This window comes from Millionella massiliensis (assembly GCF_900104655.1).
Classification (GTDB): Bacteria; Bacteroidota; Bacteroidia; order Bacteroidales; family Rikenellaceae; genus Rikenella; species Rikenella massiliensis.
In genome coordinates this window covers 677,332-701,897 of record NZ_FNWD01000002.1, presented here as the reverse complement: position 1 = coordinate 701,897, position 24,566 = coordinate 677,332, and the positions used below count along the sequence as shown (strand labels likewise).

At 55.7% G+C, this 24,566-nt stretch carries 16 protein-coding genes; 7 read left to right on the top strand and 9 right to left on the bottom strand.

Annotated elements, in window-relative coordinates; all coding sequences use genetic code 11:
* Window positions 1-297 precede the first annotated feature (297 nt).
* The 7 genes from BQ5379_RS02945 to BQ5379_RS02915 form a co-directional block, all read right to left on the bottom strand.
* Window positions 298-2,118: a heparinase II/III domain-containing protein gene (locus tag BQ5379_RS02945; protein WP_071134056.1), complete on the bottom strand. Its 1,821-nt coding sequence runs from the start codon at window positions 2,116-2,118 to the stop codon at window positions 298-300.
* A gap of 61 nt (window positions 2,119-2,179) precedes the next feature.
* Complete coding sequence (locus BQ5379_RS02940) at window positions 2,180-3,295, bottom strand: glycoside hydrolase family protein (protein ID WP_071134055.1); 1,116 nt, start codon at window positions 3,293-3,295, stop codon at window positions 2,180-2,182.
* A gap of 15 nt (window positions 3,296-3,310) precedes the next feature.
* Window positions 3,311-4,195: a sialate O-acetylesterase gene (locus BQ5379_RS02935; RefSeq protein WP_162841067.1), complete on the bottom strand. Its 885-nt coding sequence runs from the start codon at window positions 4,193-4,195 to the stop codon at window positions 3,311-3,313.
* Between the two features lie 63 nt (window positions 4,196-4,258).
* Window positions 4,259-6,274, bottom strand: coding sequence for an SGNH/GDSL hydrolase family protein (locus BQ5379_RS02930; RefSeq protein ID WP_071134054.1), 2,016 nt, complete (start codon window positions 6,272-6,274; stop codon window positions 4,259-4,261).
* 21 nt (window positions 6,275-6,295) lie between these two features.
* Complete coding sequence (locus BQ5379_RS02925; protein WP_071134053.1) at window positions 6,296-7,795, bottom strand: sulfatase; 1,500 nt, start codon at window positions 7,793-7,795, stop codon at window positions 6,296-6,298.
* Between the two features lie 427 nt (window positions 7,796-8,222).
* On the bottom strand, window positions 8,223-9,761 hold the full coding sequence (locus BQ5379_RS02920; RefSeq protein ID WP_071134052.1) for an alpha-L-fucosidase: 1,539 nt from the start codon (window positions 9,759-9,761) through the stop codon (window positions 8,223-8,225).
* A gap of 65 nt (window positions 9,762-9,826) precedes the next feature.
* The gene (locus tag BQ5379_RS02915; RefSeq protein WP_235846025.1) at window positions 9,827-10,714 is read right to left on the bottom strand and encodes a metallophosphoesterase; all 888 of its coding nucleotides are present in this window, start codon (window positions 10,712-10,714) and stop codon (window positions 9,827-9,829) included.
* Window positions 10,715-11,110: 396 nt separating this feature from the next.
* Between BQ5379_RS02915 and BQ5379_RS02910 the strand changes: the two genes are divergently transcribed.
* Entirely contained in the window at window positions 11,111-12,043 is a 933-nt protein-coding gene (locus BQ5379_RS02910) for an endonuclease/exonuclease/phosphatase family protein (protein WP_071134051.1), read from the top strand.
* Window positions 12,044-12,279: 236 nt separating this feature from the next.
* Here the strand turns inward: BQ5379_RS02910 and BQ5379_RS02905 are convergent, their stop codons facing one another.
* Window positions 12,280-14,421 (bottom strand): right-handed parallel beta-helix repeat-containing protein, encoded by a 2,142-nt coding sequence (locus tag BQ5379_RS02905; protein ID WP_071134050.1) that lies wholly within the window; start codon window positions 14,419-14,421, stop codon window positions 12,280-12,282.
* A gap of 1,066 nt (window positions 14,422-15,487) precedes the next feature.
* On the opposite strand from BQ5379_RS02905, the gene BQ5379_RS02900 reads away from it, so the two are divergent.
* Window positions 15,488-17,749 (top strand): family 20 glycosylhydrolase, encoded by a 2,262-nt coding sequence (locus tag BQ5379_RS02900; RefSeq protein WP_071134049.1) that lies wholly within the window; start codon window positions 15,488-15,490, stop codon window positions 17,747-17,749.
* Between the two features lie 751 nt (window positions 17,750-18,500).
* On the opposite strand, the gene BQ5379_RS02895 is transcribed toward BQ5379_RS02900, so the two are convergent.
* Complete coding sequence (locus BQ5379_RS02895) at window positions 18,501-19,151, bottom strand: DUF1349 domain-containing protein (protein ID WP_071135516.1); 651 nt, start codon at window positions 19,149-19,151, stop codon at window positions 18,501-18,503.
* Window positions 19,152-19,326: 175 nt separating this feature from the next.
* Here BQ5379_RS02895 and BQ5379_RS02890 point away from each other — a divergent pair, with 175 nt between their 5' ends.
* The 5 genes from BQ5379_RS02890 (at window position 19,327) to fmt (ending at window position 24,450) form a co-directional block, all read left to right on the top strand.
* Window positions 19,327-20,088: a helix-turn-helix transcriptional regulator gene (locus BQ5379_RS02890; RefSeq protein WP_235846024.1), complete on the top strand. Its 762-nt coding sequence runs from the start codon at window positions 19,327-19,329 to the stop codon at window positions 20,086-20,088.
* A 210-nt stretch (window positions 20,089-20,298) separates the two neighbouring features.
* Window positions 20,299-20,673, top strand: coding sequence for an START-like domain-containing protein (locus tag BQ5379_RS02885; RefSeq protein ID WP_071134047.1), 375 nt, complete (start codon window positions 20,299-20,301; stop codon window positions 20,671-20,673).
* Window positions 20,674-20,786: 113 nt separating this feature from the next.
* Entirely contained in the window at window positions 20,787-22,238 is a 1,452-nt protein-coding gene (locus BQ5379_RS02880) for an LptF/LptG family permease (RefSeq protein ID WP_071134046.1), read from the top strand.
* Between the two features lie 18 nt (window positions 22,239-22,256).
* Window positions 22,257-23,480 (top strand): bifunctional 3,4-dihydroxy-2-butanone-4-phosphate synthase/GTP cyclohydrolase II, encoded by a 1,224-nt coding sequence (locus tag BQ5379_RS02875; RefSeq protein ID WP_071134045.1) that lies wholly within the window; start codon window positions 22,257-22,259, stop codon window positions 23,478-23,480.
* A gap of 10 nt (window positions 23,481-23,490) precedes the next feature.
* A complete protein-coding gene (gene fmt / locus BQ5379_RS02870) occupies window positions 23,491-24,450 on the top strand; it encodes a methionyl-tRNA formyltransferase (protein WP_071134044.1) in 960 nt (319 codons plus the stop codon).
* Window positions 24,451-24,566: the final 116 nt, after the last annotated feature.

The following is a 24,566-nucleotide window of genomic DNA, read 5'->3' as shown; positions in this document are numbered from 1 at the left end:
GCCAAGGGGCTCGGTCGCATTCTGTACCGGGGCCCTTGGCTGCTTTTTGTGTCAGCGGAATAACTCGGGTTATTCCGCTGACTTGTTTTTACAGGTTGTGTTTTTCGAAGGTTCGGCTCCTTTTGCTCTGTATGGGGCGGTTGTACAACATGCCATGTATGTTGTTGCACTTTACATGCCGTTGGATGGGCTCATATGGAACGGTTCCCGAGGGAGACAGTCGGAGGGAAAATGACCTAACGGTATCCCCTGTTTTACGTTTGGAACTGTTTGAGCGTGGGTAAAAGGTTTCGTGTGTTAGAATTGCGGAACCAGACGTACACGAACTTGAGTGGTTCGGTCGTGCGGAGCCGTAAATTCGAGGGTGATGCGGCGCGAATTTGGATTGGGCGCATCGTACGTGTGGGGCGGAGTGTTCTCCGTGACGTTGATGCGGCAATCGCTCGGGATGTCGGCTTCCAGTCGCAGCCGTTTCCCGGACTGGGTGAGTTCCAGGGTGCGCCGGTTGATGGAGCGAACCTCGGCTGACGTGCAGAGGGTCCAGACCACCCGGGCGTCTTTCGAGCCTCCTTCGATTCGATCCGTCACTTCGGCTGTAGTGCCGTTGACCAGTGTGATGTCGCGTATGGCCCGTTTTACGTCGCCTCCGAACAGTTCACTCAGGTCCAGTTGGGCTCCTACCCGTTTGTCGGTTTGCCACGTGGTTACGATCGGGACGAAACCGCCCACCCGGTGGAGTGAGTCGTTCACCGTCAGGGTATTGTGCACCCGGTTGTTGTAGCGGAACACCTGCCAACGTTGGCTCTGTTGTCCGAAATTCCACAGATCGACCTTCTCTTTTTCCAGCGAGTGGTACTCCTGCATGCCCAGATCCTGGGCCCAGCGCACGCCCAGTGCTTCGAACACGAATGAACCGGCATCCATGTGGCCGTGGCTGACGTTGGCGCGACCGCCTTTGATGCCCAGATAGCATCCCTGACCGGGGGTCCAGTCGGTACGGATCAACGCCACGGGGTTATTGCCGCCTCCCGTCCACATCAGTTCCGCAGGCGGAGCCACGCGGCTGAAATCGACGTCGGCACCATAGATCAGCGCCAGGGGCAGGAAACGGCTCTCTTCGTCTGTGAAGCGGTTGGTCGTGTCGCGCAGGAACATCAATTCGTTCCAGAGCAGGGAGGGATCGTTGGCTTTGGCCGCGAACCAGAACTGTGCAGGAAAGGCTTGTGCCGTTTCGCGGGCATCGCTGTAGTTGAAGGCCCGACCCGTCGTTCCGGCCATGTACTCCATGTAGCGGGCTGACTCCATGAAACCTTCGACGCTGCCCAGTCCGCAGTCGGTATCGAGGGCCGATTCGAGGGCGGCGATCAGCAGCACATTGAAGGTCGTGCCGTACCCCCAGTAGTTGTAGCCTTCGGGATAGTTGCCGTCCGGTGCGTAGACGCCCACCGAGTGGAGAATCGACGTGCGGACCCGTTCGACGATCTCGATGGCTTGTTGTTCTTCCTGATCGAGGACGGCCAGTGCGCCAAAGACCAGTCCGGCGTTGCACACCTGGTTCCAGTTGTTGGTGGAACGGAGAAACCAGTTGTAGCGTTTGTCGCGCGAGGGAGCGAAGCCTTTGTCGCAGATTGCCCGAAGAATCCGTTCCCGGTTGGCGGGGGTGAGGCGGTCGTAGAGCCAGTCATAACCGATGGCTACGGCCATCGTCATTTCGCCCACATCGAGAAAATGGGAGGGGTTCCAGTCGCTGAACGAACAGACGGCCATCATCTCCTGTTCGGCACGCAGGGCGTAACGGTCGTCGCCGGTCATGCGGTAGGCAAACGAGAGGTAAAAGATCCGTCGAAGAGCTTCGCGCGAGACGGCGAGCAGACGGAATCCGATCTTTTGATAGGTGAGGGTCGGAGTGGTCAGCAGGGTGTCGCACCCCTCCAGAATGGCGGTGTAGATTCGCTGCATTTCGGGACTGCGGGTCAGGCAGTCACGTATTTTAGCCTCGGCACCGGCTCGCATCAGCAGGCGCGGATGGGGTTGCCGGGCTGTATAATCGATCGTGCCGGCAGTTGTGGGCAGCAGCGTTCCCAACAGAAACAGCAGGGTGGTCAGCAGGGTTTTCATGATGGTGTTTTTGGAACGAAGGGAAGGGTATCTTACCTAATTATTCTAAGAGTGTTCACGGTTATTCGCAGTATTTCAGTACGTGCACCAGTGTCTCCTTGCCTCCCTTTATGTTGGCACCCGATGGGACGTACAGATAGGCGGGACGCCCCGCTTCCATAAGTAGTTGGGGACGCTCGAACTTCGGAATTGCACCGTAGATTTGGCGGGCATGGTTGAGGGCTCCGTCTGGCAGGTAGCGCTCGAAACGATGGAATCCCGGTTCACAGCGGTCAAACTCGATTCCGTTTTTCGATCTCCACAGGATTCCGCCTCCGGTTTCCAGAATGCCGTGGTTGTCGGTGGTCAGCAGGCAGATGTCGCCGTCCATCATGAAGGCGAAACCGTCTTCGATGGTTTGGTTGTTTTGTGTAACCGGATGAGGATACAGAACATAGGGACCTTCGGGTTGATCGGCGAATGCAACCCCCATCCTGGCCTGGGCCGATTTGAAGTAGAGCAGGTAACCTCCATTGGGGTGAACCAACAAGGCTGGATTAACCACCCCGTTTGGGGCGTGGTAGGTCCAGTGGGCGGGATTATCCGAGGGGCGGAGAATACACCCGTCTTCGCCTACGCGTTTCCAAGGCCCTGCGAGGTTGTCGGCTACGGCCATCCCGATCCGTTGGTTGGCCGGATGTGGCGGCTGGTGGTAGTCGTCGTTCGAGATGTAAAGCAGGTAATATTTGTCGCCGATGCGGTGGATGGTCGGGTTGTGGACGCCGTATCGGTCCCAACTCTGTTGACCGGTTCCGGTCAGGGCTACGTCCGAAAAACGAAACGGGCCCTCCGGAGTGTCGGCCACATAGTGGGCAATTTCGCTGTGGGAACGCCAACCTGGATCGAATGCGTGTTCGATCCGCCAACGGGCTACGAACAGATGGATTCGGCCAGCGTCGTCCCGAATCGGCGAGGCTCCCCACAGGTAGTAGCCGGGTTCTTCGACGGCGACGCCGCAGAATTGCCAGTGGTCGGCAAAACTCTTCACGGAATCGGGCGCGGAGGTCGTATCGCAGCGTTCGATGAGGGTCTGTTGGGTGGTTTCGGGGGCGGAGTCCGAGGCAGTGCGGGCTGTGACTGTTCCCAAACAGCAGCCCAGTAACAGTACGGGCAGGCTGTGGCGAAGAATCTGTTTCATGGTGCGGACTATCGATTATCGTTCTCGGTTGTCATAGATGACCCGGGCGAAACGTTCGCCGAGGGTCAGGATGCCGTAGGTCCCCAGGTGGACGTCGTCCTGCGGCATCGGGGTGCGGTAGTCGTTGCGGCGCATCTGCAGGTCGTCGCCCTCGACCAGAAAGGCGTTTTTCACCGATAGCGGCGTGCAGGCTCCTTCCGATACTTCGACCTGTGCCCGGCGCACCAGTTCCCGACCGGTGAACCGTTCGGCGGCCATTGGCATCACTTCGCCGTAAACGAACAGCATTTGCGGGGCGTCGAGTTCTTCGCGTATGTGGAGAATCAGGTTGCGCAGGTTCGCTCCGTAGGCGCGGGAGTTCTCCATGCCGGCAATGTCACGGGCATCGGCTTCGCCCTGTTGCCAGACCATGGCCCGGATAACGGGGGTGTAGCCGTTGGCACGCAGGGCGTCGAGTGCCTGACGCACGGTGCTGATCCATTTGGCGTATTCGCTCCCCTGTTTTTCGCCGGGGCGGTTGCCAGGGTTCCACTGCTCGTAGAGGTTGGAACCCGAAAGACCGTGTTTGATGAGGGCGATTTTCCGATCGGGGAAGTAGGCCTGGAGTGCCGTGCCGAGGCTCAGCTCAACACCGAACTTGTCGGGGGTTTCGGAGGCCTGGCAGAGCCTGCGCCACTGATCGCCCCCTTTCCCTTGATTGAGGTAGCGGGAGTAGTAGAAGAGAACTCCGGTGTCGATGCGGAAAGAGGCCGGGATATTGCGGACGTAGCCTTGTCCGGTGGCGTTCGACTGGCCGCCGATCAGGATGACGTCGATTGGCTGCTGGGCCGAGGCGGTACCTGCTGTCAGCAGTGCCATGGCCGTCAACAGGCGTTTCAGAGTGCGGATAAATCGTTTCATGGGTATGTTGGCTTGGGTTGGGACTTGGAGATGAATGGACTGTGCCGGGGAAACAGCGGGTGGTTATTGGTTGACCAGAAAATGTACGATCCGACAAGCGTTCCCTTGGCTCTTTTCGTTTTTATTGTTCAGAATTTCGATCTCCAGGGTGTGCTTCCCGCGTTTGAGTTGGTCGTCGAGTACCAGGTACCAGGGCAGGTGCAGCGATTCGCTCCACGGGGTGAACAGATCGACACTCTGGAACGGCTTCCGATCGACCCGGTAGCGAATCTGGCCGGCATCGTTGCCCGAGATGATGCAGATACCCACGGCGTTACCTTCGAACGTGAAACGAAGTCGTTGGCCGGGTTGTTCGCCGATCTGCATCGGAACGTCGGTGAAGCCGGGACGGGTGGGCTGGCCATTGGTTGGGACGTAGCTGCCGTCGAAACGAAAGGTTCCTTTGGCCGTTTCGACGGAGGCGTAGCTGGCGTGGTCGTAGCAGGCCGGGTGGAGTGGGGCGGGCAGACTGGCCGGGGCGTCGAGTTGCGTGGAATCGCTCGGCGTGTGGGCCATCAGGGTGTCGAGCAGGGTTTTCATCGACTGGGAGTAGTACTCCTGCCCGAAGGGGGAGGGATGCAGGTCTTTGATATCGTCGGCCCAGGTAAACTCACCGTTGGCAATGCGGTCGGCTATTTCGCGCGAGAGGTCGATTACCGGTACACCGTAGTGGGCCGCGACCTGGTTGTGGGCCGTGATTTCGGCCGGTTCGCGTCCGGCTTCGTAGTCACCCAGTTTGTCGGGATCGGCAAAGTGCATCAGGATGATGTCGGCTTCGGGATTGCGCAGACGTGTGTTCCGGATGATCCCCTCGATGGATTTCTGCTGTGCCTCGACGGGGTATCCGTTGCTGCGGTCGTTCACGGCTGCCTCGTAAAAGAGAATGTCGGGGGTGATCCGATCCAGTACGTCGGTCTGGTACCGGAAGGCGTGCGGAACGCTCCCCAGCGAAGGAATGCCGGCGGCCAAAAAGGTCAGTTTAGCATCGGGGAAACGTGACCGGAAATAGGCTTCGAGGTGGTTGCGCCAACCGGGGTTGTAGGTGATCGATCCGCCGAGAAAGACGATGTTCAGTTCTTTTCGGGTCTCGGCCTTGACCTTGCTCCGCAGGATGCGGGTGCCGTGGAGGTGGTGGTAGCTCTCCGAGCGGAGTTCGGGCTTGATGGGGTAGCTGTTGCGGTGGATGAAATCGACCACTCGCTCCGGCCGGTCGAGATGGAAGTGATGGCCTTTCATGCTCTCGACGTTGAACACCCGATCCATCGGAATGGCGCCGTAGGGGCCGCCGGCTTTCAGGTAATTGGCTCCGAAGACGTAGGAGTTGCGGGCCGGCGGAACGATCTGATCGCTGTTGCAGACGGTGTGGAGCACCGGAATCCGGAGGGCGGCCATGCCTTCGAGTCCGTGGATCGGCATATCGGTGTAGGCAAGGGCCTGGTCGTCGGAAGCGAAACGGTAGCTGGCTTTCAGACGGGCCCATTCGGTCGAGTCGATCTGGCGGGGCCAGGTGGTGAAGTCACACACGGGTACCTCGGCATAGAGGCAGGCTACTTTTGTGGGGTTGCGTTTGGCCCAGGTGTGGACGTACAGGCCGCCGCGGCTCACCCCTTCGAGGGCTACGCGGCTGGCCAACCCGTAGTGACTCACCATGTGGGCGTAGAACCGATCCCATATGGCCATCGATTCGGGTGAGCCGTACATGTCGGAGGTGTTGACGTAGGCAATGTGGTATCCTTTGGCAAACAGGCTGTCGTCGATCTCGGTGTGCCACGTGGGAAAGTAGGCGCGCCATACCCACGGGTTGCCGGGCAGGGGCTGCCGGGGAACTTTCAGAAAAGCGTCCCGGCCTTCGAAGGTGAAGCGGATGGTTGTATCGCGATCGGCTTGGACAGTTCCCGCCGTACCGGGTGCAACTGATTGGCAGACATCGGCCGACAAAAGTGACGCGGGGTGGAGCGGAGTGGGGGTGCCTGCTCCGTTGAGCGAGGCAAGCTCCAGACCGATGCTACTGATCAGTGCGAGTATGGGATAGGTATGCATAAAATTATGTCGGTTAGGGGGTTAATCGGTCAGATCGATGATTTCGACCGGTTTGCCGGTCTGTTTGGAGATGGGAATATCGGCGTGGGTCTCGGCCAGCCGGTTGCGGAGCATGTCCAGCATTCGACGGCGAATTTCGGGCTCGGTCGCAGCCAGGTCGTGCTGCTCGGAGAGGTCCTCGCGCAGGTTGTAAAGTTCGATGGCCTGGGTGTCGTAGCGGTAGATCAGCTTGTAGTCTCCCTGTCGGATGACGCTGTACGGGGTCTGGTCGTAGATGTGAGGATAGTGCCAGTAGAAGGCGCGCTGGCGATAGTGCGGAATCTTGCGGCCGCGGAAGAAGGGGCTGATGTCCTGTCCGTCCAGCTGGGTGTCGGCGTCGATATAGGGGGTGGCGCCGGCCAGACTCAGGATGGTCGGAAAGAGGTCTTCGATAATGACGGGCTGGTCGCACTGGCTGCCTGGAGCGGTGGTGCCCGGAATGTCGACAATCATCGGAACTCGGATGCCCCCTTCGTAGGCCGAGATTTTATGGCCGCGGAGAGGTTCGTTGCGGACACTCTGGCTCGGCTGGCCGTTGTCCGACATGAAGATGATGATGGTGTTCTGTTCGATGCCGAGGCGGCGCACCAGAGCCATCAGATCGCCCAGCGATTTATCCATGCTTTCGAGCATCGAGGCGTAGTTGGCCTGGAAGTCCGAGATCCCCATGTTCCGGTATTTGTCCAGAAAACGCAGATCGGGCTCCCAGGGGGCGTGGATGGCGTAATGCGACATGTAGAGGTAGAAGGGCTGATGGTCGGCCACGGCGCGTTCGATCTCTTTCGAGGCTTCGATGGTCAGCGCTTCGGTCAGGTTGATATCCTTGCCGTGGTACTTCTCCAGTCCCGGAACGTCCCACTCGGGACCGCCGTTGCGAAATGCTGCGCTGAAGTTGTTGGTCCCGTAGTAGCTGCCGGGGCCGCCGGCGGCATGGCCGGCGATGTTTATGTCGAAGCCGAGGGTGGTGGGATCGGCTCCGGGGGTCTCGCGGGCTCCCCAATGGGCCTTGCCGGCATGGATGGTCCGGTAACCGGCCTCGCGCAGGATGGACGGAAGGGTCTCGCGGACATAGACGGTGCGTTCGACACCGGGTTCGCACGCCATGCCGTTCACGTTCCAGGCGGGCACTTCAACCACGGAACTTTTGTAGTGTCGGTCGGGCGAGGTGTTGCGGAAGAGGGTCCAGTTGGTTACCCGGTGGCGCATGGCGTTCTGGCCGGTCATGATGCTGATCCGAGTGGGGGACGAAAGTGGACAGGCGTAGGCCTGGGTGAACTTCATCCCGCGTGCGGCGAGCCGTTCCATGTTGGGGGTGTGGTAGATGTCGTTCAGCGGGGTGCGTTCTGTATGGAAGAGGACGGAAGTCTCCTGCCATCCCATGTCATCGACCAAAAAGAAGATGATGTTGGGGCGGTCGGTGGTTTGGGCCTGGGCGAGGCTGGCGAGGCCCAGCAGGGCAAGGGTTGGGGCGAGTGGTTTCATGGTAGGTTGAGTTTGGGTGGAAAAGGGGTTTCGGGTTTGTTACAGGTCGTTGCAATTTTGTTCTTTCGAAAGCGGTCAAAAACAATTCATTGCTCCGCGCGAGCACGGTGCCTTCGGGCACCCCGCCGGAGTGGTTCCTAATGCCACAAGCGATACGCAGTATCGCTCGTTCCGCCGCGAGCACGCGGACGCCGCCCGCGCAGGGCAGTCGAAGAACGGTTTGCGGATGCTCTTCTTGTGGAATTCATCTATTTGCAAAAATGCAAATAGATGAATTTAAAAGTATTTTATCGTATTAGCATGCGGAACAGTCCGGAACTGCCCTCACGCCGGGCGGGCGGTGGCTTCGGCCACTCCGTCAGAGTGGTATTACCTCGAATACAGGTAATGTGAGAGTTAATGTTTTGGGGGCTGTACAGGGCTATTTCTATTTCGTAGTCTCGACCTCTTCGGGCGAGGATTGGTAGAGACCCACAGTGGCAATCTGCGGGAGATCCCGACTCTGACGGATTACAATCCGGATGTCCTGGGTCGTGATGCCCGGAAAACGGAGAATACGTTTATAACCGATGGTGGTTCCTTCGGCGGCGGTAAGCCACGTTTCGCCCTGTCGGTATTTGAGGGTGAATGATTCGACGCGCTGCCCTTCGGTGATGTTTTCCTGCAGGAGCAGTCGGTCGAAGGTCTGCGGACGATCGAACGTGAATTCCAGGGTGTCGGACGTCGCGCGGCCTGTCCAGCAGGTGGTCAGCAGCGAGTCGGTCAATTCGCTGACAGGGTGGGGCGATGCGGTGGCTGTCCGAAGCAGGTTGTCGCGGAACGTCTGACGCAGGATGCGTTGCATCTCGTTCAGGGAGCGAATGTCGTTTTCGTGGATGAGCCCCCGTTTGTCGGGCGGCAGGTTGAGCAATAACAGTGAGTTCTTGCCGATCGAACTGTAATAGATGTCGATCAGTTTGGTGGGGCTCTTGACCAACGTATCCTGCGCGGCGTGGTAGTACCACCCGGGGCGGATCGAAACGTCCACTTCGGAGGGATACCAGATGACGCCGTCGGCTGTGGCGAGTTTGTCGCGTCCGCCGAGGTTCTGAACCATCATGTCGCCTTCGGGGACAAAGGTGCCTGTACCGCGCTCCTGTTGCGACGAGGCGGCGATGCGTTCCAACATGTTGCGTGAGGCCGGAATGACGCTCCATTCGGTGTCGCGGCCGTAGCCGCTCTCGGTGCCTACCCACCGCACGTCGGGCCCCATGATGGCGATCACGGCCTCGGGTTGCAGGCGGCGGATGGTGGCAAAGTACCGTTCGAAATCATAGACCTGTTTTTTGCCGTTGGGGCCCTCGCCACAGGCTCCATCGAACCACACTTCGGCGATCGGTCCGTACTGGGTGAGCAACTCTTCGAGCTGGTTGACGAAGTAGTCGTTGTAGGCATCGGTGCCGTAGCTGGGGTGGTTCATGTCCCAAGGCGAGAGATAAACGGCGAATTTGAGCCCTTCGGCCCGGCAGGCATCGGCCACTTCACGCACCAGGTCGCCTTTGCCGTCTCGCCAGGGGGTGGAGGCGACGCTGAAGTCGGTGTAGCGCGAGGGCCACAGGCAGAAACCGTCGTGATGTTTGCAGGTCAGCAACAGCATTTTCATGCCAGCTTCACGGGCCGTTCGTGCCCACTGGCGGGCGTCGAGTTCAGTGGGGGCGAACAGTTTCGGATCCTCCCGGCCGGTGCCCCATTCGCTGTCGGTGAAGGTGTTGATGCCGTAGCAGATGAATCCGGTGAACTCCATCTGTTGCCATTGAAGTTGACGTTCGGAGGGGACCACATGAGCAGCGATGCGGCATTTCTCTTCGAGCGGAAGTGAGTCGGGAAAACTGGCCGAGCCGACGTAGCGTTCGGCGGCGGAACGGCATCCGACTGCGAGCGAGCCAGCACCGAGCAGTAGCAGGCGGAAAAGGAAGGTGGTGGTCATGGGGTGTTGTGGGTTAGTGGTGGATGGAGTTGGGTAGAGTTGGTTCTCGGAGCTAAGTAAGTTGTTTACCGCTGGGACGGCGGGAGGAGCGTGCGGGAAGGGCAGTTGCGGTAGCCGTGTATGGTTACGGTCCCGTCTGGAGCCACTTCTACGATGGCGTAAGCGTTGCTGTCGAGACGTGCACCGGTGATAACACCCGGCATGGTGAAGTAATGGATTCCCTCTTTGTGGCTGTAATGACCGCCGTGGTGATGACCCTGGAAAACCGCCAGAACACGCCCCGAACGAACCAATATCTGTTGAACGGTGGCAGTATTGGATACATATAGTCCGGAATCGAGGCCGCTCCCTGCGTCCAGAAGTTGGTGGATAAAGACAATCACGGGTTCATCTCCTTTTTTCAACTCTTTTTCCAACCATTGCAACTCGTGGTCGGGGATGAGCGCTTTTGTCCAATCGAAGTTGCCACTGTCGTAGTCCGATTGGTCGGGATTGAAATTGGCATCCAGCACGATGAATTTCACCCCTTTGGTGCGAAAACTGTAAAAGCCTGTGTCTTTTCCTGTCGACGGGTTGGTGATTTGCGAGAAAAATTCCTGTTTCGAGATGCAGTCCGTGTCATGGTTGCCCAGTACGTGGTAAACCGGTTTGCCACAGTTCTGAAGACACTGTTCGATGCGGTTCAGGTAGTTCAGCGTTTTCGTTTTGTCGGCATCGCTGCTTTGATCTTTCAGGTCTCCCAACTCGACGACGAAGTCTAGCGGATGCTGCCGGAACACATCAATGGCTTCGCGCGTTTTGTTCATTGCCTGGGCATAGTACCGGTCGTTGAGCGGGTCGCGTTCGGCATAGTGGATGTCGGTCAACACGCCGAATCGTACCGTCCGGCGTGTCGTGTTGCAGGAACCGAACAGCAACATACTCAACAAAAGCAAGGGTACGGATCTCATCATCTCAGGGGGTGTTTTACTGGGTGTGTCAACCTAGATTTGAAGATCAACGCAATCGTTTGTGCAAATGTAAAAACTTATCGCAATATTCCAAATTTTTCCAATTGTGATAAGTATGATCTTTTGTGTAAGATGCATGTAATCAATTTATTTGGGTTAGTATCTTTAGTGGGGGTTATTGTTTATTATTGCATGATATACTTTTTAGTCGCTATATTTGTGCAATCGGTTGCGTTGCTGAGCGGCAGGTGATTATATGACGGGTGACAGAAATAGGTGCGTTGGGCCCTTTCCCCGTGATTGGGATAAGGTTTGTATCGTCCTCCGCGTATGTTTTTCCGTGTAACGCTCCAATATGGAAACAGGTAATATTAACCCCAAATAAAAACCCGAACAGAGATGAAAAGAACATGCTGGTTATTGATTCTGTTGGTCCTGTTCCTGATCCCCCGGCAACTGCGCGGGCAGGTTGCGGCCGACTCCGTTTATGAACGTCATTGGCAGGCCGGTTACCAAAAAATACGGATCATCTCCTATAACATCTTTAACGGTTTCGACTGGGGCAAGGATCCGGATCGTCGTGCGCGGATGGTTGCGTGGGTGCGGTCGCAGGATCCCGAAATACTGGCTCGGCAGGAGTTGTGCGGTTTTACGCAGCAAAGTCTTGAGGAGTTGGCCCGCGAGTGGGGACATCCTTATGCCGCCATCGTCAAGGAGGGGGGCTACCCGGTAGGGATTACCTCCAAACGGCCGATCCGAATCAAAGCCAAGGTACTCGAAAATACGGGACACGGCCTGCTGCATGTGGAGAGCTACGGACTAGATCTGTTGGTAACCCACCTGAATCCCGCTTCGACCGACCGTCGGCGTGCGGAGGCGCACACGATTGCCGATTACATCACAGCTCAGGGCCTCGAAAAATGTATTCTGATGGGTGACATGAATGCTCATTCGCCGTTCGATGCCGATTACATGCAGGAGCACTCGGGCGAACTGCTGCTGAAGTATGGTGGAACGGAAAGTCCGAATTTGCTGGACGGCCGGTTCGACTATTCGGTGGTGGCGACATTTCTTTCGGTGCCGTTGGTCGATGTTTTCCCATACTATGTGGCTCCGGAACGGCGCAGATCGTTTCCGACGCCGATCCTAATGTATCTTTCAAAAAATCGCGAGGTGCTGGCCCGCATCGGTGAACGGATCGATTACATGCTGATCTCTCCATCGCTGCGGACAAGCGTTGCCGACGCATTTATCTACAACGAAGGGTCGGCCGATTACCTTTCGGACCACTTTCCGGTGGAGATCGACCTGTGTATTCAAGTTGAGCATTAGAGTGATTTCCGACGAAGCGTAAAGGGACATTTCAGGCCTGTTCCGGTCCGCAGGTCTGCGACGGGAACGGGCTTGTTTGATCCGGTAGATTGGTCTGTCGGAGACACTGAATCTGTTTTGTGAGGGAGTAATCAGCAGGCTGGAAAAGAAGAACGGCTTCCGGAGTATGCCGGAAGCCGTGGAAATAAGTCGTTGGGAGAAAGGAATTGGTAGGTCGTTCCTGTGAGCCGGAAGAGTTACTGTTCGATGGTTCGAATGTCGGGCAGTTTACAGCCGATTCGATCGAAGGGGATCGGGGTGAAGTGTTCGATCATGCGATAGATGGCAGCGTCGGGAACGAAACCGGCCCGCGGGTTTTCGGGGTCGACCAGACCGGGATCCTGATTGGTGACCCAGTTGTTGCTCCAGTCGGCCCACGAGGGCGATCCGTTCAGCAGACGGCCGATCTTGTAGAAGAGGTTGCCGGCAAAGACGTTGCCGCGGGGTACGCGCGGGGTTCCTTCCCAATAGTGGGGCAGGGCGGGGTAGGCCGTGGCGTAGGGCGGTTCGTTGTAGCGGACGGCATTGAGGCGCTGTTCGGCGATGCCGCCGGCATCGAGCATCGAACGTCCCCAACCCTGCATACGGTTGTCGATGTGGATGGCCATCGGCATGTCGATGAAGATGTTGTTGCGGTAGATGTTGTCGTGTCCGCCTCCGATCAGCACGGGAATGGTACCCGAACGGAAATAGACGCATCCGAAGACTTCGGTTCCGCAGGCACCGTCGTCGTGGTAGGTGGCCGAGACACGGTGGGCCGACGAAAAGTCGTGGAAATAGCAGTATTGCAGTCGGTTGCCGCGTTCCGACGGGTCACGACCGTAGTAGAAGGCCCCCTGATCGTCGACTTCCTGGCAGACGTCGTAGATGTCGCAGTATTCGATCAGGTGGTCGTTGCCGTTCAGCAGGATAGCCATGCTGGGGGCGTCGAAAATCTCACAGTTCGAAATGCGGTTGCCGACGCCGTTGATGCCCACACCGGCACGGTACGATTTTTCGATACGGTTAAAGTCGTGGATGCGGCAGTTTTCGACGTAGTTTCCGGCCGGGGTCAGCGTGGCGCGGTCGCCGCCGCCGACGTTGACACCGCCTGCGCCGAGTTGGTAGAGATAACTGTTGCTGATGCCGTTATGGGTACCGCCGCGGCGGTTGAAGAGCACATCGCCGTACATGCGGTTCTGAATGGTGCCGACCACGCCGGGTACACCATCGGGATGGGTGGGCTGGTTTTTGCCGTCGAGATTGTTGGAATCGGTGTCGCCGCGGCCGATGCAGACGCCCACGTAGCCAAGGTTGCGGATCACGCAACTGTCGATCCGTACGCCGTCGGACTCTTCGATATAGACGCCCATGCCGCGTGAATATTCGAGCGTCACGCCGCGCAGGATGACGTTGCGGCAGCCGGCGAACGAGAACATGGGGGTTTCGAGCGTCGAGACGTAAATTTCATTCAGGGCTGCATCTTCCGGAGGCAGAAAGTAGATTTTGCCGCCGGTCTGATCGATGACGTATTCGCCGGGGAGGTCGATCTCTTCGGGCAGGTTCAGGGCGAACCAGCGACGCCACGGCGCTCCGGTCATGAATCCGTATTGGGTGGCCATGGCGGCGGTGATGGTTCGGGCGGTGGTGTCGATGCTGCGTACGGGGATCATGTCGTCGGCGTAGCCGTGGGCGAAGTATCCGCCGATCCACATCCCTTCGGCCGATTTCCATTGTGACGGGCGGTCTTCGGCATATTCGAAGACGGGGTCGCCAATCCCGTATGTGTTGGTGCGGGGAATGTCGCCGGTGCAGTGGATCTTGCCGATGGGGGCGGTGCTGTCGTTGGGCCAGCGGGCGATGGTCAGGGGCTGACCGTCGATGAAAAGTTCGCTCCAGCTGGGCAGCGATGGACGGCCGAATCCTTTGGGAATGAGTCCTGTCAGTTCGATTCCCAGTGCCTGGGCGTCGATCTCTCGCACGCGGTCGCGTACTTCGGGGCGGAGACGGTCGCGCATGGCGGGGTCGGTGACTTTACGAAGTTGTTTAACGGGGACGGCAGTGCCGCCGGTGAAGGTGACCGCTTCACCGTTCCAAGGCGAGATGATGATCTGACTGGCGCTCGAAACGTCGACGGTTTTGCTGAGGGCGTACGTGCCGCCGCGCAGGCGGATGTGGATGGTGTCGCCCGGGTGGGTGGCAGCTTCCGAGAGGGCGCGTTCGACGGTTTGGAAAGGTTTGCGTAGAGTGCCGTCGCCGCGATCACTACCGTCAGGCGAGACAAGGATGGTTTGCTGACGGGCTTGGGCCGTGAGGGCCAAACCGAGCAGCGGAAGGGCTAAAAGTTTGGTTAGGTGCATAAATGGTGGGTTTATGGTATGATGACAAAGATATTGTTTTTGTTTAGAAAATGGTTGATTGGAATAAGTGTCGGTGATGGTGCCGATTATTGGTTTTTAGAGGAGGCGAGCGTATTTTTCAGAGATGAGTATGATCTGTGATTTGGGAGATATTTATTCGGAGTGCCCGCGGCACCGCCCGCCCGGCGTGAGGGCAGTTCTGTACTGTCCGCGATGAACAGCATTGTATTTAGAAAGCCCGCGAACGCTTTAAAAGATAAACGAACTATTCGCGCAACAGCGAATAGTTCGTTTATCCATTGAGTGGGCTTTATTTCGTGCGAACACAATGTTCATCGACTGCCCTGCGCGGGCGGCGTCCGCGTGCTCGCGGCGGAGCAATGGCTTGTTTGAGGTGACAACTGACAGAAGTGATCGGTTAACACAGAGAGCCGACTGACGTAAAGAGTTTGCCACAACTCCTGTTTCTGTTTGAGGTAATACCACTCCGACGGAGTGCCCGAAGGCACCGCCTGCCCGGCGTGAGGGCAGTTTTGTACTGTCCGCGAAGAACAGCATTGTATTTAGAAAGCTCGCGAACGCTTTAAGAGAGAAACGAACAATTCGCGCAACAGCGAATCGTTCGTTTCTCATTGAGCGGGCTTTGATTTCGTGCGAACACAATGTTCATCGCCTGCCCTGCGCGGGCGGCGTCCGCGTGCTCGCGGCGGAGCAATGGTTTGTTTGAGGTGACAACTGACAGAAATGATCGGTCACCAGTACTCTGACGCAGTGCCCGAAGGCACCGTGCTCACGGCGGAGTATAGAGTGGTATTGCTCTTAACTAATCGTCGGAACAAGGAATAGAGGATAAATGGCTACCAATCGTTGAATCTTTAATCATGAAGGGTAAGTGCAGATTTGGGAATCACAATTTCGATTGATTGTATAAATCGGAATGGAAAGAGTATATGTCGGGAGCGATCGAGTAATTTCGCTTCACAATGCGGAAATTCTGCTTATCCTGCTAAACGCGGAGTTTGTCGGACGGGCTGAAGCTATACATTTTGACTAACGAAAAGTAACAATGAAATACTGGATTGGCTGTTTGCTGTTTTTATTGATTGGGTGCGGCGACCGGGAATCGCGTTCGACTTATACATATAATGAGGGATTGCATGTGATTCCTCAACCCAAAGAAATGAAACTCCAAAGCGGAGAATTTACTCTCAAAAGGGGAACAAGCATCGGATCTACTCGTCCGGCAGAAAAGTATTTGTGCGACTCTCTGGCGGCACGAATCAAAGGTTCGTCAGGTGCTCGGGTACGTTTGGCTGACCAAGGGGAATCGGCAGATATTCTTTTGCAATATGACGATACAATGCGAAGCGATGCATACCGTATCCGAATTTTTCCGGACTCGGTACGGATCACAGCGTCGAGCGATGCCGGAATGTATTATGCCGTGCAGTCGTTTTTGCAACTCTTCCCGGCCGAAATCGAGAGTCGTCAGGGAAGTCATCCCAAGGAGTATCGATTGCCTTGTGTGGAAGTGTATGACTATCCGAGTCTGAAGTATCGAGGTGTGTTGATCGATGTTTGCCGCCACTTCTTCAGCGTGGAGGAGATCAAAAAGCAGATCCGGATTATGGGGATGCTGAAATTGAATAAACTTCATCTTCATCTGACCGATAATCAGGCGTGGCGGATCGAAATCCGCAAATATCCGGAACTGATTCAGAAATCGGCCGTGGCTGAAACCTATAACGGATCGAAATATGGACCATTTTATTATACACAGGAAGATCTGAAAGAGATTATTGCTTATGCGGCGCAGCATCAGGTTGAGGTGATTCCCGAAATCGAATTCCCGGGGCACTCGCTTTCGGCTCTGGTGGCATTTCCCGAACTTTCGTGCAGCGGAGGGCCGTTCGTCAGTGAGCAGGTCTTCGGTTTCGAGGAGAATGTCTTTTGTGTGGGGAACGAGAAGGTGTATGGCTTCATGCAGGATGTGTTGTCGGAGGTGGCCGAACTGTTCCCGTCGGAGTACATCCATATCGGGGGGGACGAATGTTCCAAAAAACATTGGGACCAGTGCCCCAAATGTCAGGCGAAGGCGCGAGAATTGGGATTGGTTCCGACTCCGGAACACTCGGTGGGCGAGCAGTTGCAGAGTTATGCTATCGAACGCATACAGCGTTTTGTTTCGACCGAATTGGGCAAAAAGATGATCGGGTGGCACGAAGTTCTCGAAGGGGGGATTGACAAACAGGTCACGATCATGAGTTGGCGGGATCCGAATATCGGTCTGGCTGCGGCTCAGGCCGGGTATCATGTTATTCTGGCCCCGATGCCGGCCGGGTTTTACCTGTGTGATTATCAGGGAGGTATCGAAGTGGAACCGGCCGCCAGTGGCGAGCGGGCCTATCTTAAGGATCTCTATACCTATCGGCCGATACCGGAAGGGTTGCCGGATGAGGCGCGCCGACGCATCGACGGACTCGAGGCTTGTGCCTGGTCGGAGTGGTGTCCGGACGTGGAGCATCTCGAAACGTTGCTTTATCCGCGCTTGGTTGCTTTGGCCGAAAATGCGTGGTGTGACGAAGGGCAGAAAAATTGGACCGATTTCCTGCGTCGGCTGGATAATATGCAGGTCAGATTGTTCTATAACGGTGTCCGGTTCCATATCCCCATGCCGGAAGGAATCCCTACGCAGAATGTTGTCTTTCGGGACGATTCGGTGGTGCTGAAGCTGACCAATTCACGTAGCATGCCGATGGTTTATACACTCGATGGCAGTGAACCGACCGTTCTGTCCGATTCATTGCCGGCGCGGTTGGTGCTGCGGCAAAGTGGTGTGTTGAAAGTGGCGACGCTTGCCTCCGGGTTCATACTCGGTCCGACGCGGACGATCGAAATCGAGCGCCAGGAAAAGCCCATTGCAGCCTGTCGGATCGACTGTCCGCGCCAAATCAGACTTCAAATCGCGGACGGGGTATTCGCTTCGGAGCAGGATTATGCGCGGGCGGTGTTCCGAACTGATACCATGATTTCAGCTTTGCAGGATTACGATCAGACACGGTTCGATTTTCGAAATCCGTCGTTGGCTGTCTATTCGGGTTACCTGGAGGTGCCTCAAACGCGAATCTATACGTTCGAATCCAATTCCGACGAGCTGTGGGTAGCCGGGAGACGGCTGGTATATAACCCGACGTCGTCGCGCTTCCGGGCACAAAAAAGGCAAATTTATCTGGAACAAGGAGTACATCCCTTTAAGTTAGTCTTTTCCAACCGGTTGAAGGAGGGATTTGCCAGTTGTTGGTATGATTTTGGATATAGTTATCAATAATCCTTATGAAAAAGGTGGGGGAGAGCGGTGTATGGGTGATATCCGGAGGGAGGTAGTGCTTGCTTGTTTGGATCTGTGCGCTGATATTCAAGGTGTATCCGGTAAAACATTATCTTTACCCAAAGACGCTACGATGGACTATGAATATTTGGAAGGGTATTGATTATTGTGGGTGAGTCGTATCACAAGTGGGAGAAGAGACCGGGTGACGGCGAAACGCTTTTGAAATGAGTGGTCTTACTCCAAATTTGTAAATGTATGCTTATCAACAGTTGCCGTGAACAAATTCTTGCTCCGCCGCGAGCACGCGGACGCCGCCCGCGCAGGACAGTCGGAGAACGGTTGCTATATAAAACTAAAGCCCGCTTTACAGCGAAACGACCGATTAGCTCAGCGGCTAATTGGTCGTTTCGCTATCACACACATTCGCGGGCTTTCCAAAATACATGACAGTTCATCGTGGACAGTACGGAACTGCCCTCACGCCGGGCAGGCGGTGCCGCGGGCACTTCGACAGATTGTTATTTACTGTAAATGGATGGTAAAAGTTATACGTTTTGCATGGAGTCTGTATGGTAATAAATTGCCCTAATTTTTGTGATGTATTATTTTATTGATATTTATATTATGTTAAATTAGATATGTATTCCTCTTTTACTGATGACAAATGCGAAACGAAAATGAATTACGCCGCATCGATCATCCCTTTACGATGCGGCGTAAGTAACCAATACATTATTTGTCGATCAACTTATTGCGCTTGTTTTCGGAGCCACTCCATGCGACGGCTGTCTGGAAGTTGTGTCACCCGAAATGTATCGAAGTGAGCCCAAAAACCTTCTCCGTCAGGTGAAGCTCCCATCAAACCCACCGATACCGGTGTATTGTCCGCAAACCATGCTGTTCGCATCATGGTGTATTCCTTGTCGTCGTATGAGTAGAAAAGTTCCACTGCATCCAGTCGACGGACGGCCTTGATCCAAATGTACGGTACCGGTCGATCCAGAGTGATGACGCTCCAGTCTGAAGTCCGATGAGTCACTACCGTACTGATGTTGTAGCGTCCGTCCACATACTCGATACCGGCCTTGATATAGTTTTGGGCATCGATGCGGAGCATCAGGCCCGCCTGGTCGAACCGTTCCTTGTAATCGCCACGCACTTTGACCTTTACCTCGAATTCTCCTCCATAGGTCGTGTAGTAGAACGGGGCGTCGTCTACCGTAAAACCGTAGTGGGCAATGCGCCAATAGTCACTATGGGGTGTCACGTACATTGATAGTGTCGAGTCCTTGATCTCCCATTTCGCAGGTTCGTTGAACCAGATCATTTTTTCGAGCGTTTGGGCTCCGGAAGTGAGGCTTAAGGCGCAGCAGCCGAGCATCAAAAGTCCTTTTTTCATTGCTGTTTTTGTATTTTGAATGGTATGTTTCAGTTCGTATTCTGGGAGTTTCACCAGACCACGTGCAGTGTGGTCTCGTTCCATTGATATACCTTTGCAAAGGTAGAGGGTGCTTCGCAGGAAGGCAATGATTATAAATAACCATTTTTCACGAACGGTAGGGTACACCATGGGGATGGTCAATCGATTGAACCGGGCCTTTTTCGGTCAGGATTTCGGCACCGAGGCAGAGGCTGCTGATTTGGAAGGGTTGTGGGCCGAATATCGGCAGGTGGCACGGGGGTATGCGGGGATGGAACAGGCTGTGGCTGTGTTGAGTGACATGCGTAGCAATACGGCTTATTTGTGTTGCGGCGGCTTTGGGCGTGCCCTGGGACTCGTTGACAAAGTACCCGCCGAACAGTATCTGGATTCGGTGTGGGAGGAGGAACTTTTGCAACGGGTACATCCTGACGACCTCCGGCATAAATACCTCCATGAATTGCGGTTCTTTTGGCTGATGGCTCGCAAACACCGCTCCCAGCGTGACCGTTTCTATCTGGCAGCTCGGTTACGGATGCGCGATGCGCACGGATATTATCGCGAGGTGTTGCACAGGCTGTTCTATATTTCACATCCGGCAAACGATACCCTGTGGCTCACCTTGTGTCTTTACACGCCGTTGGTGGGACAAGTACCTCCGACAGGGTTGGTGGTCGATGCCGAGAGCGGTGCATGCTGGGCTTTGGAAACGAAGGGCACTACCCGACTCCTGACTTCTCGTGAGATCCAGGTGCTTCGGCTCATAGACAGCGGAATGACCAGTCGAGGGATTGCGCAGGCATTGGCCATCAGTATTCATACCGTCAGCCGTCATCGACAACATATTCTCGAACGTCTCCAGGTGGCCAACTCTACCGAGGCCTGCCGAAAAGCCAAGGATTGGGGGTTGTTGTAGTCGAGAGATCGGCGAATTTCCCGGTTGAATGATTCTGAAAGGCCGGGAAGAAACGAAACAATGACTGGCTGCATCCGCAGTAATGCGGAGCTACGGATTGGTGGGCGCGCTGTACGTATGCTAAGTTAATGTTAAAAATAGTGTTGATTGATAGGAAATTACGGGCGAAATATCTATATTGCGAACACATACGGAAAGATCGTTCGCCATATGAAAACGAAAGTTGTTTTGGAATACCCATTCCGTTGTACGCCGGGATCTCTGTTCCGCGCCATCGCCACACCATTGGGACTGAAACGCTGGTTTGCCGATCAGGTTACTGCGACTGACGACAGGTATGAATTCTCCTGGCGAAAAATAACCCAGGCAGCCCGACTGGTCCACCGCAAAACCAACGCGTATGTCCGTTATCAGTGGGACGAAGGTGATTACCTCGAAATGCGCATCGCCAGTCAGGAACTCACCGGGGATATTGTGCTGACAGTCATCGATTTTGCCGAAGATGACGAACGTGACGAATGTCGATCGCTGTGGGATATGCAGGTCGATAAACTCAAAAGGGCGATCGGTTGTCCGAAAAAATGATAAATTTGTACCTTCTTAACTGATTCTCTGTCGGCGATGGACCCGGCGGGAAATAAATCTGCCCACGGGACCGTTTGTCTCCCGGACGCAGCCAAGAAGGATACGGACACCGAATGAAGACAGTTTACCGTTTTGTACTGAGAGCCTACGTGGGACCCATGGTCCTCACGTTCTTTATCGTGATGTTCATCCTGTTGATGCACTACCTCTGGATGCACATCGACGAACTCGTCGGAAAAGGACTCGGGCCCGGTGTGATCATCGAACTGGTCTTCTATGCCAGTGCCACCCTGATTCCGATGGCATTGCCACTGGCTACCCTACTCGCCTCCATCATGACCATGGGTAACCTTGGCGAGAACAACGAACTGCTGGCCTTGAAAGCCGCCGGTATCTCCCTGCCCCGGATTATGAAACCGCTGATTATTCTGATGGTTTTCGTCTGTGTCGGTAGTTTCTTTGTTATCAATAACTTCACGCCGTACTCCTATCAGAAGATGTTCTCGCTGCTGAGCGACATCTCCAAACAGAAACAGGAGATGAAGTTTCAGGACGGCATCTTCTTCAACGGGATTCCCGACATGAGTATCCGCATTGGGCATCAGGATCCCGAGACCAACAAACTGACCGATATTCTGATCTATAATAACAAGACTTACAGCAAGATGCAGACGACTGTGGCCGATTCGGGCTACATCCGCATTTCGGACGACCGCAAGTATCTGCTCGTTACGCTGTTCCAGGGTCAGATCTACGAAGAGAACCGAAACTACCAGTGGTTTACGCAAAACACGCTGAGTCACCATATTTTCGATCGTCAGGACCTGGTGATCCCTCTCTCCGGTTTTGCGTTTGAGCGTTCCGACCAGAGCGAGTTCGCCTCGCGCAGCGAGACCAAAAACATGAGCCAGCTCTCCTATACTATTGACTCGCTGCGGCATGCACAGGACTCGATGGTCACCAACTTCGGGACCAAACTCGTCAAGTCAAACATCTTCCGGAATCTCGGTTACACTGAACTCGATACGCTGCCCAAGCTTCACCCCGTGTATGTGATGGGGCGGCTCGACACGATGAGCGTCCAGCAGCGTAATGCGGTATTCGGTCAGGCCTCTACCTGGGCCGAAGAGGCACGCAGCTATGCCGATTACGAATCGGAATACATGAGCTATACCTCCCAACTGCTCTACCGTGCGCAGGCCGACTATCAGCGTAAGATATCACTCCCCTTTTCGATCATGATCTTTTTCCTGATCGGGGCGCCGCTCGGAGCCATCATCCGCAAGGGGGGGCTGGGAATGCCGATTGTCGTCTCGGTGCTCTTCTTTGTCGTGTACTACATCATCAGCATCACAGGCGAGAAGTTCGTCAAGGATGGCGCATGGCCTGCCTTTTGGGGAATCTGGATCTCGAGTTTCATCCTCTTCCCGATCGCCATTTTCCTCACCTATAAGTCGACCAACGATTCGGCGCTCTTCAATGCCGATGCCTATAAGAAACGTTTGGAACCGATTCTGGCCCTCTTCCGCAAGGTGCGGGGGCGTCTGAAGAAAAGCAAAAATTAAAAAACTACTCATACAGTTATGGCTAAAATGCTGAATACCATAGAAGAAGCTCTGGAGGATTTCCGGGCAGGCAAACTGTTGATCGTCGTGGATGACGAAGACCGCGAAAACGAAGGCGATTTTGTCTGTGCGGCCGAAAAGATCACGCCCGAAATCGTCAACTTCATGGTCCATAACGGACGCGGCGTGCTGTGTGCCCCGCTCACGGCCGAGCGCTGCAAGGAACTCGAAGTCGATATGATGGTCGGTGACAACACCTCGTTGCTCGGAACCCCCTTCACCGTTTCGGTCGATCTGCTCGGCCACGGGTGTACGACCGGCGTATCGGCCGAAGATCGTGCCAAAACCATCCGTGCGCTGGTTGATCCCGCCACCCGCCCTCAGGATCTCGGTCGTCCCGGCCACATCTTCCCGCTGCGGGCACAAGATAAAGGGGTGCTGCGTCGCCCCGGCCATACCGAAGCTGTGATCGACCTCTCGCGTCTTGCAGGCATGCAGCCGGGCGGTGCGTTGATCGAAATCATGAACGAAGACGGGACGATGGCCCGTCTGCCCCAGTTGCTCGAAATCGCCAAGAAATATGATCTGAAAATCATCTCGATCGCTGACCTGATCGCCTACCGTCTCAAACAGGATTCGATCATCGAACGCGGTGCACGTGCCACGCTGCCGACCCAGTGGGGCAATTTCGACATCATTGTCTACCGTCAGAAAAGCAACGGGCTGGAACACATGGCGCTGGTCAAGGGCGAGTGGGACGAGAACGAGCCGATTCTGGTCCGCATGCACTCCTCCTGCGCTACGGGCGACATCCTCGGGTCGTGCCGTTGCGACTGTGGGGCCCAGCTCCACAAGGCGATGGAGATGGTCGAAAAGGCCGGCAAAGGTGTGATCGTCTACCTCAATCAGGAGGGCCGCGGCATCGGGCTGTTCAATAAGATCCGTGCCTACAAGCTGCAGGACGAAGGGCTCGATACCGTTGAAGCCAACCTCAAACTCGGATTCAAGGCCGACGAACGCGACTACGGCGTGGGGGCCAGCATCCTGCACGACCTTGGCGTGCGGAACATTCGACTGATGACCAATAACCCCCAGAAACGCGCCGGACTCGAAGGATACGGGATGCGCATCGTTGAAAACGTGCCGATCGTGATCGCTCCGAACCCCTACAACGCCCACTATCTCGAAACCAAGGAGAAAGACATGGGTCATACGCTGGGTCTCTTTACGAACAAAAAATAGGCTGACCGATATGGACGCAAAACAACTGCGGATCGTCTATATGGGGACGCCCGACTTTGCCGTCGAGCCGTTGCGACGTCTGGTCGAAGGCGGATACCGCATCGTCGGCGTGGTGACCGTGCCCGACAAACCGGCCGGTCGCGGGCTGAAAGTCCAGGAGTCGGCCGTTAAACGTTACGCCCGAGAAGTGCTGCCCGATGTCCCCCTGTTGCAACCCGTGAAACTCAAGGATCCCGAATTCGTTGAGGCTTTCCGGGCGCTGGAGGTCGATTTGGCCATCGTCGTAGCCTTTCGTATGCTGCCCGAGATTATCTGGGGCATGCCGCCGATGGGGACTTTCAACCTTCATGCGTCACTGCTGCCTCAATACCGAGGGGCGGCCCCGATTAATTGGGCTGTCATCAACGGCGAAACCAAGACGGGTGTGACTACCTTCCTGTTGAACCACGAAATCGACTGCGGGTCGATTCTGATGCAGCGCGAACTGCCCATTTCGCCGAGTGATACGGCCGGTACGGTCCACGATGCGCTGATGGAGATCGGAGCGCAGTTGGTGGTCGAGACGGTCGATGCTTTGGCTGCCGGCAGTGTTCGGCCGATTGTTCAGCCCGAGGTCGATGCGGCGCAGCTGAAGCCGGCTCCCAAGATTTTCAAGGAGGATGGGCGGCTTGTGGCTGACGGAAAACGTTGGCAGGAGTATCCCGTTCGGGAATTGTACGACAAGATTCGTGGGCTGAGCCCCTACCCCGGTGCCTGGTGTGATTTCCGGGGAACCTCGTTGAAGGTGCTCACGGCTCACTGCGAAAATTACGCGGCCGGCGAGGTGCCCCAAACCACCGATTTCGAGTCGGATGGTAAACACTGGTTGCGTGTGGGGTGTGCCGACGGTTGGCTGTATGTTGATCGTTTGCAGTTGGCCGGAAAACGGGCTATGGAGACCGAAGAGTTTCTGCGCGGCTACCGTTTTTAGAGGGAGTACTCTGGTTTCTTGTTTTTGCAATGATTAGGGTTGCCACCCAGTCATCGCTCCGCCGCGAGCACGGTGCCGCGGGCACTCCGTCAGAGTGGTATATCCTCGAATAGGTA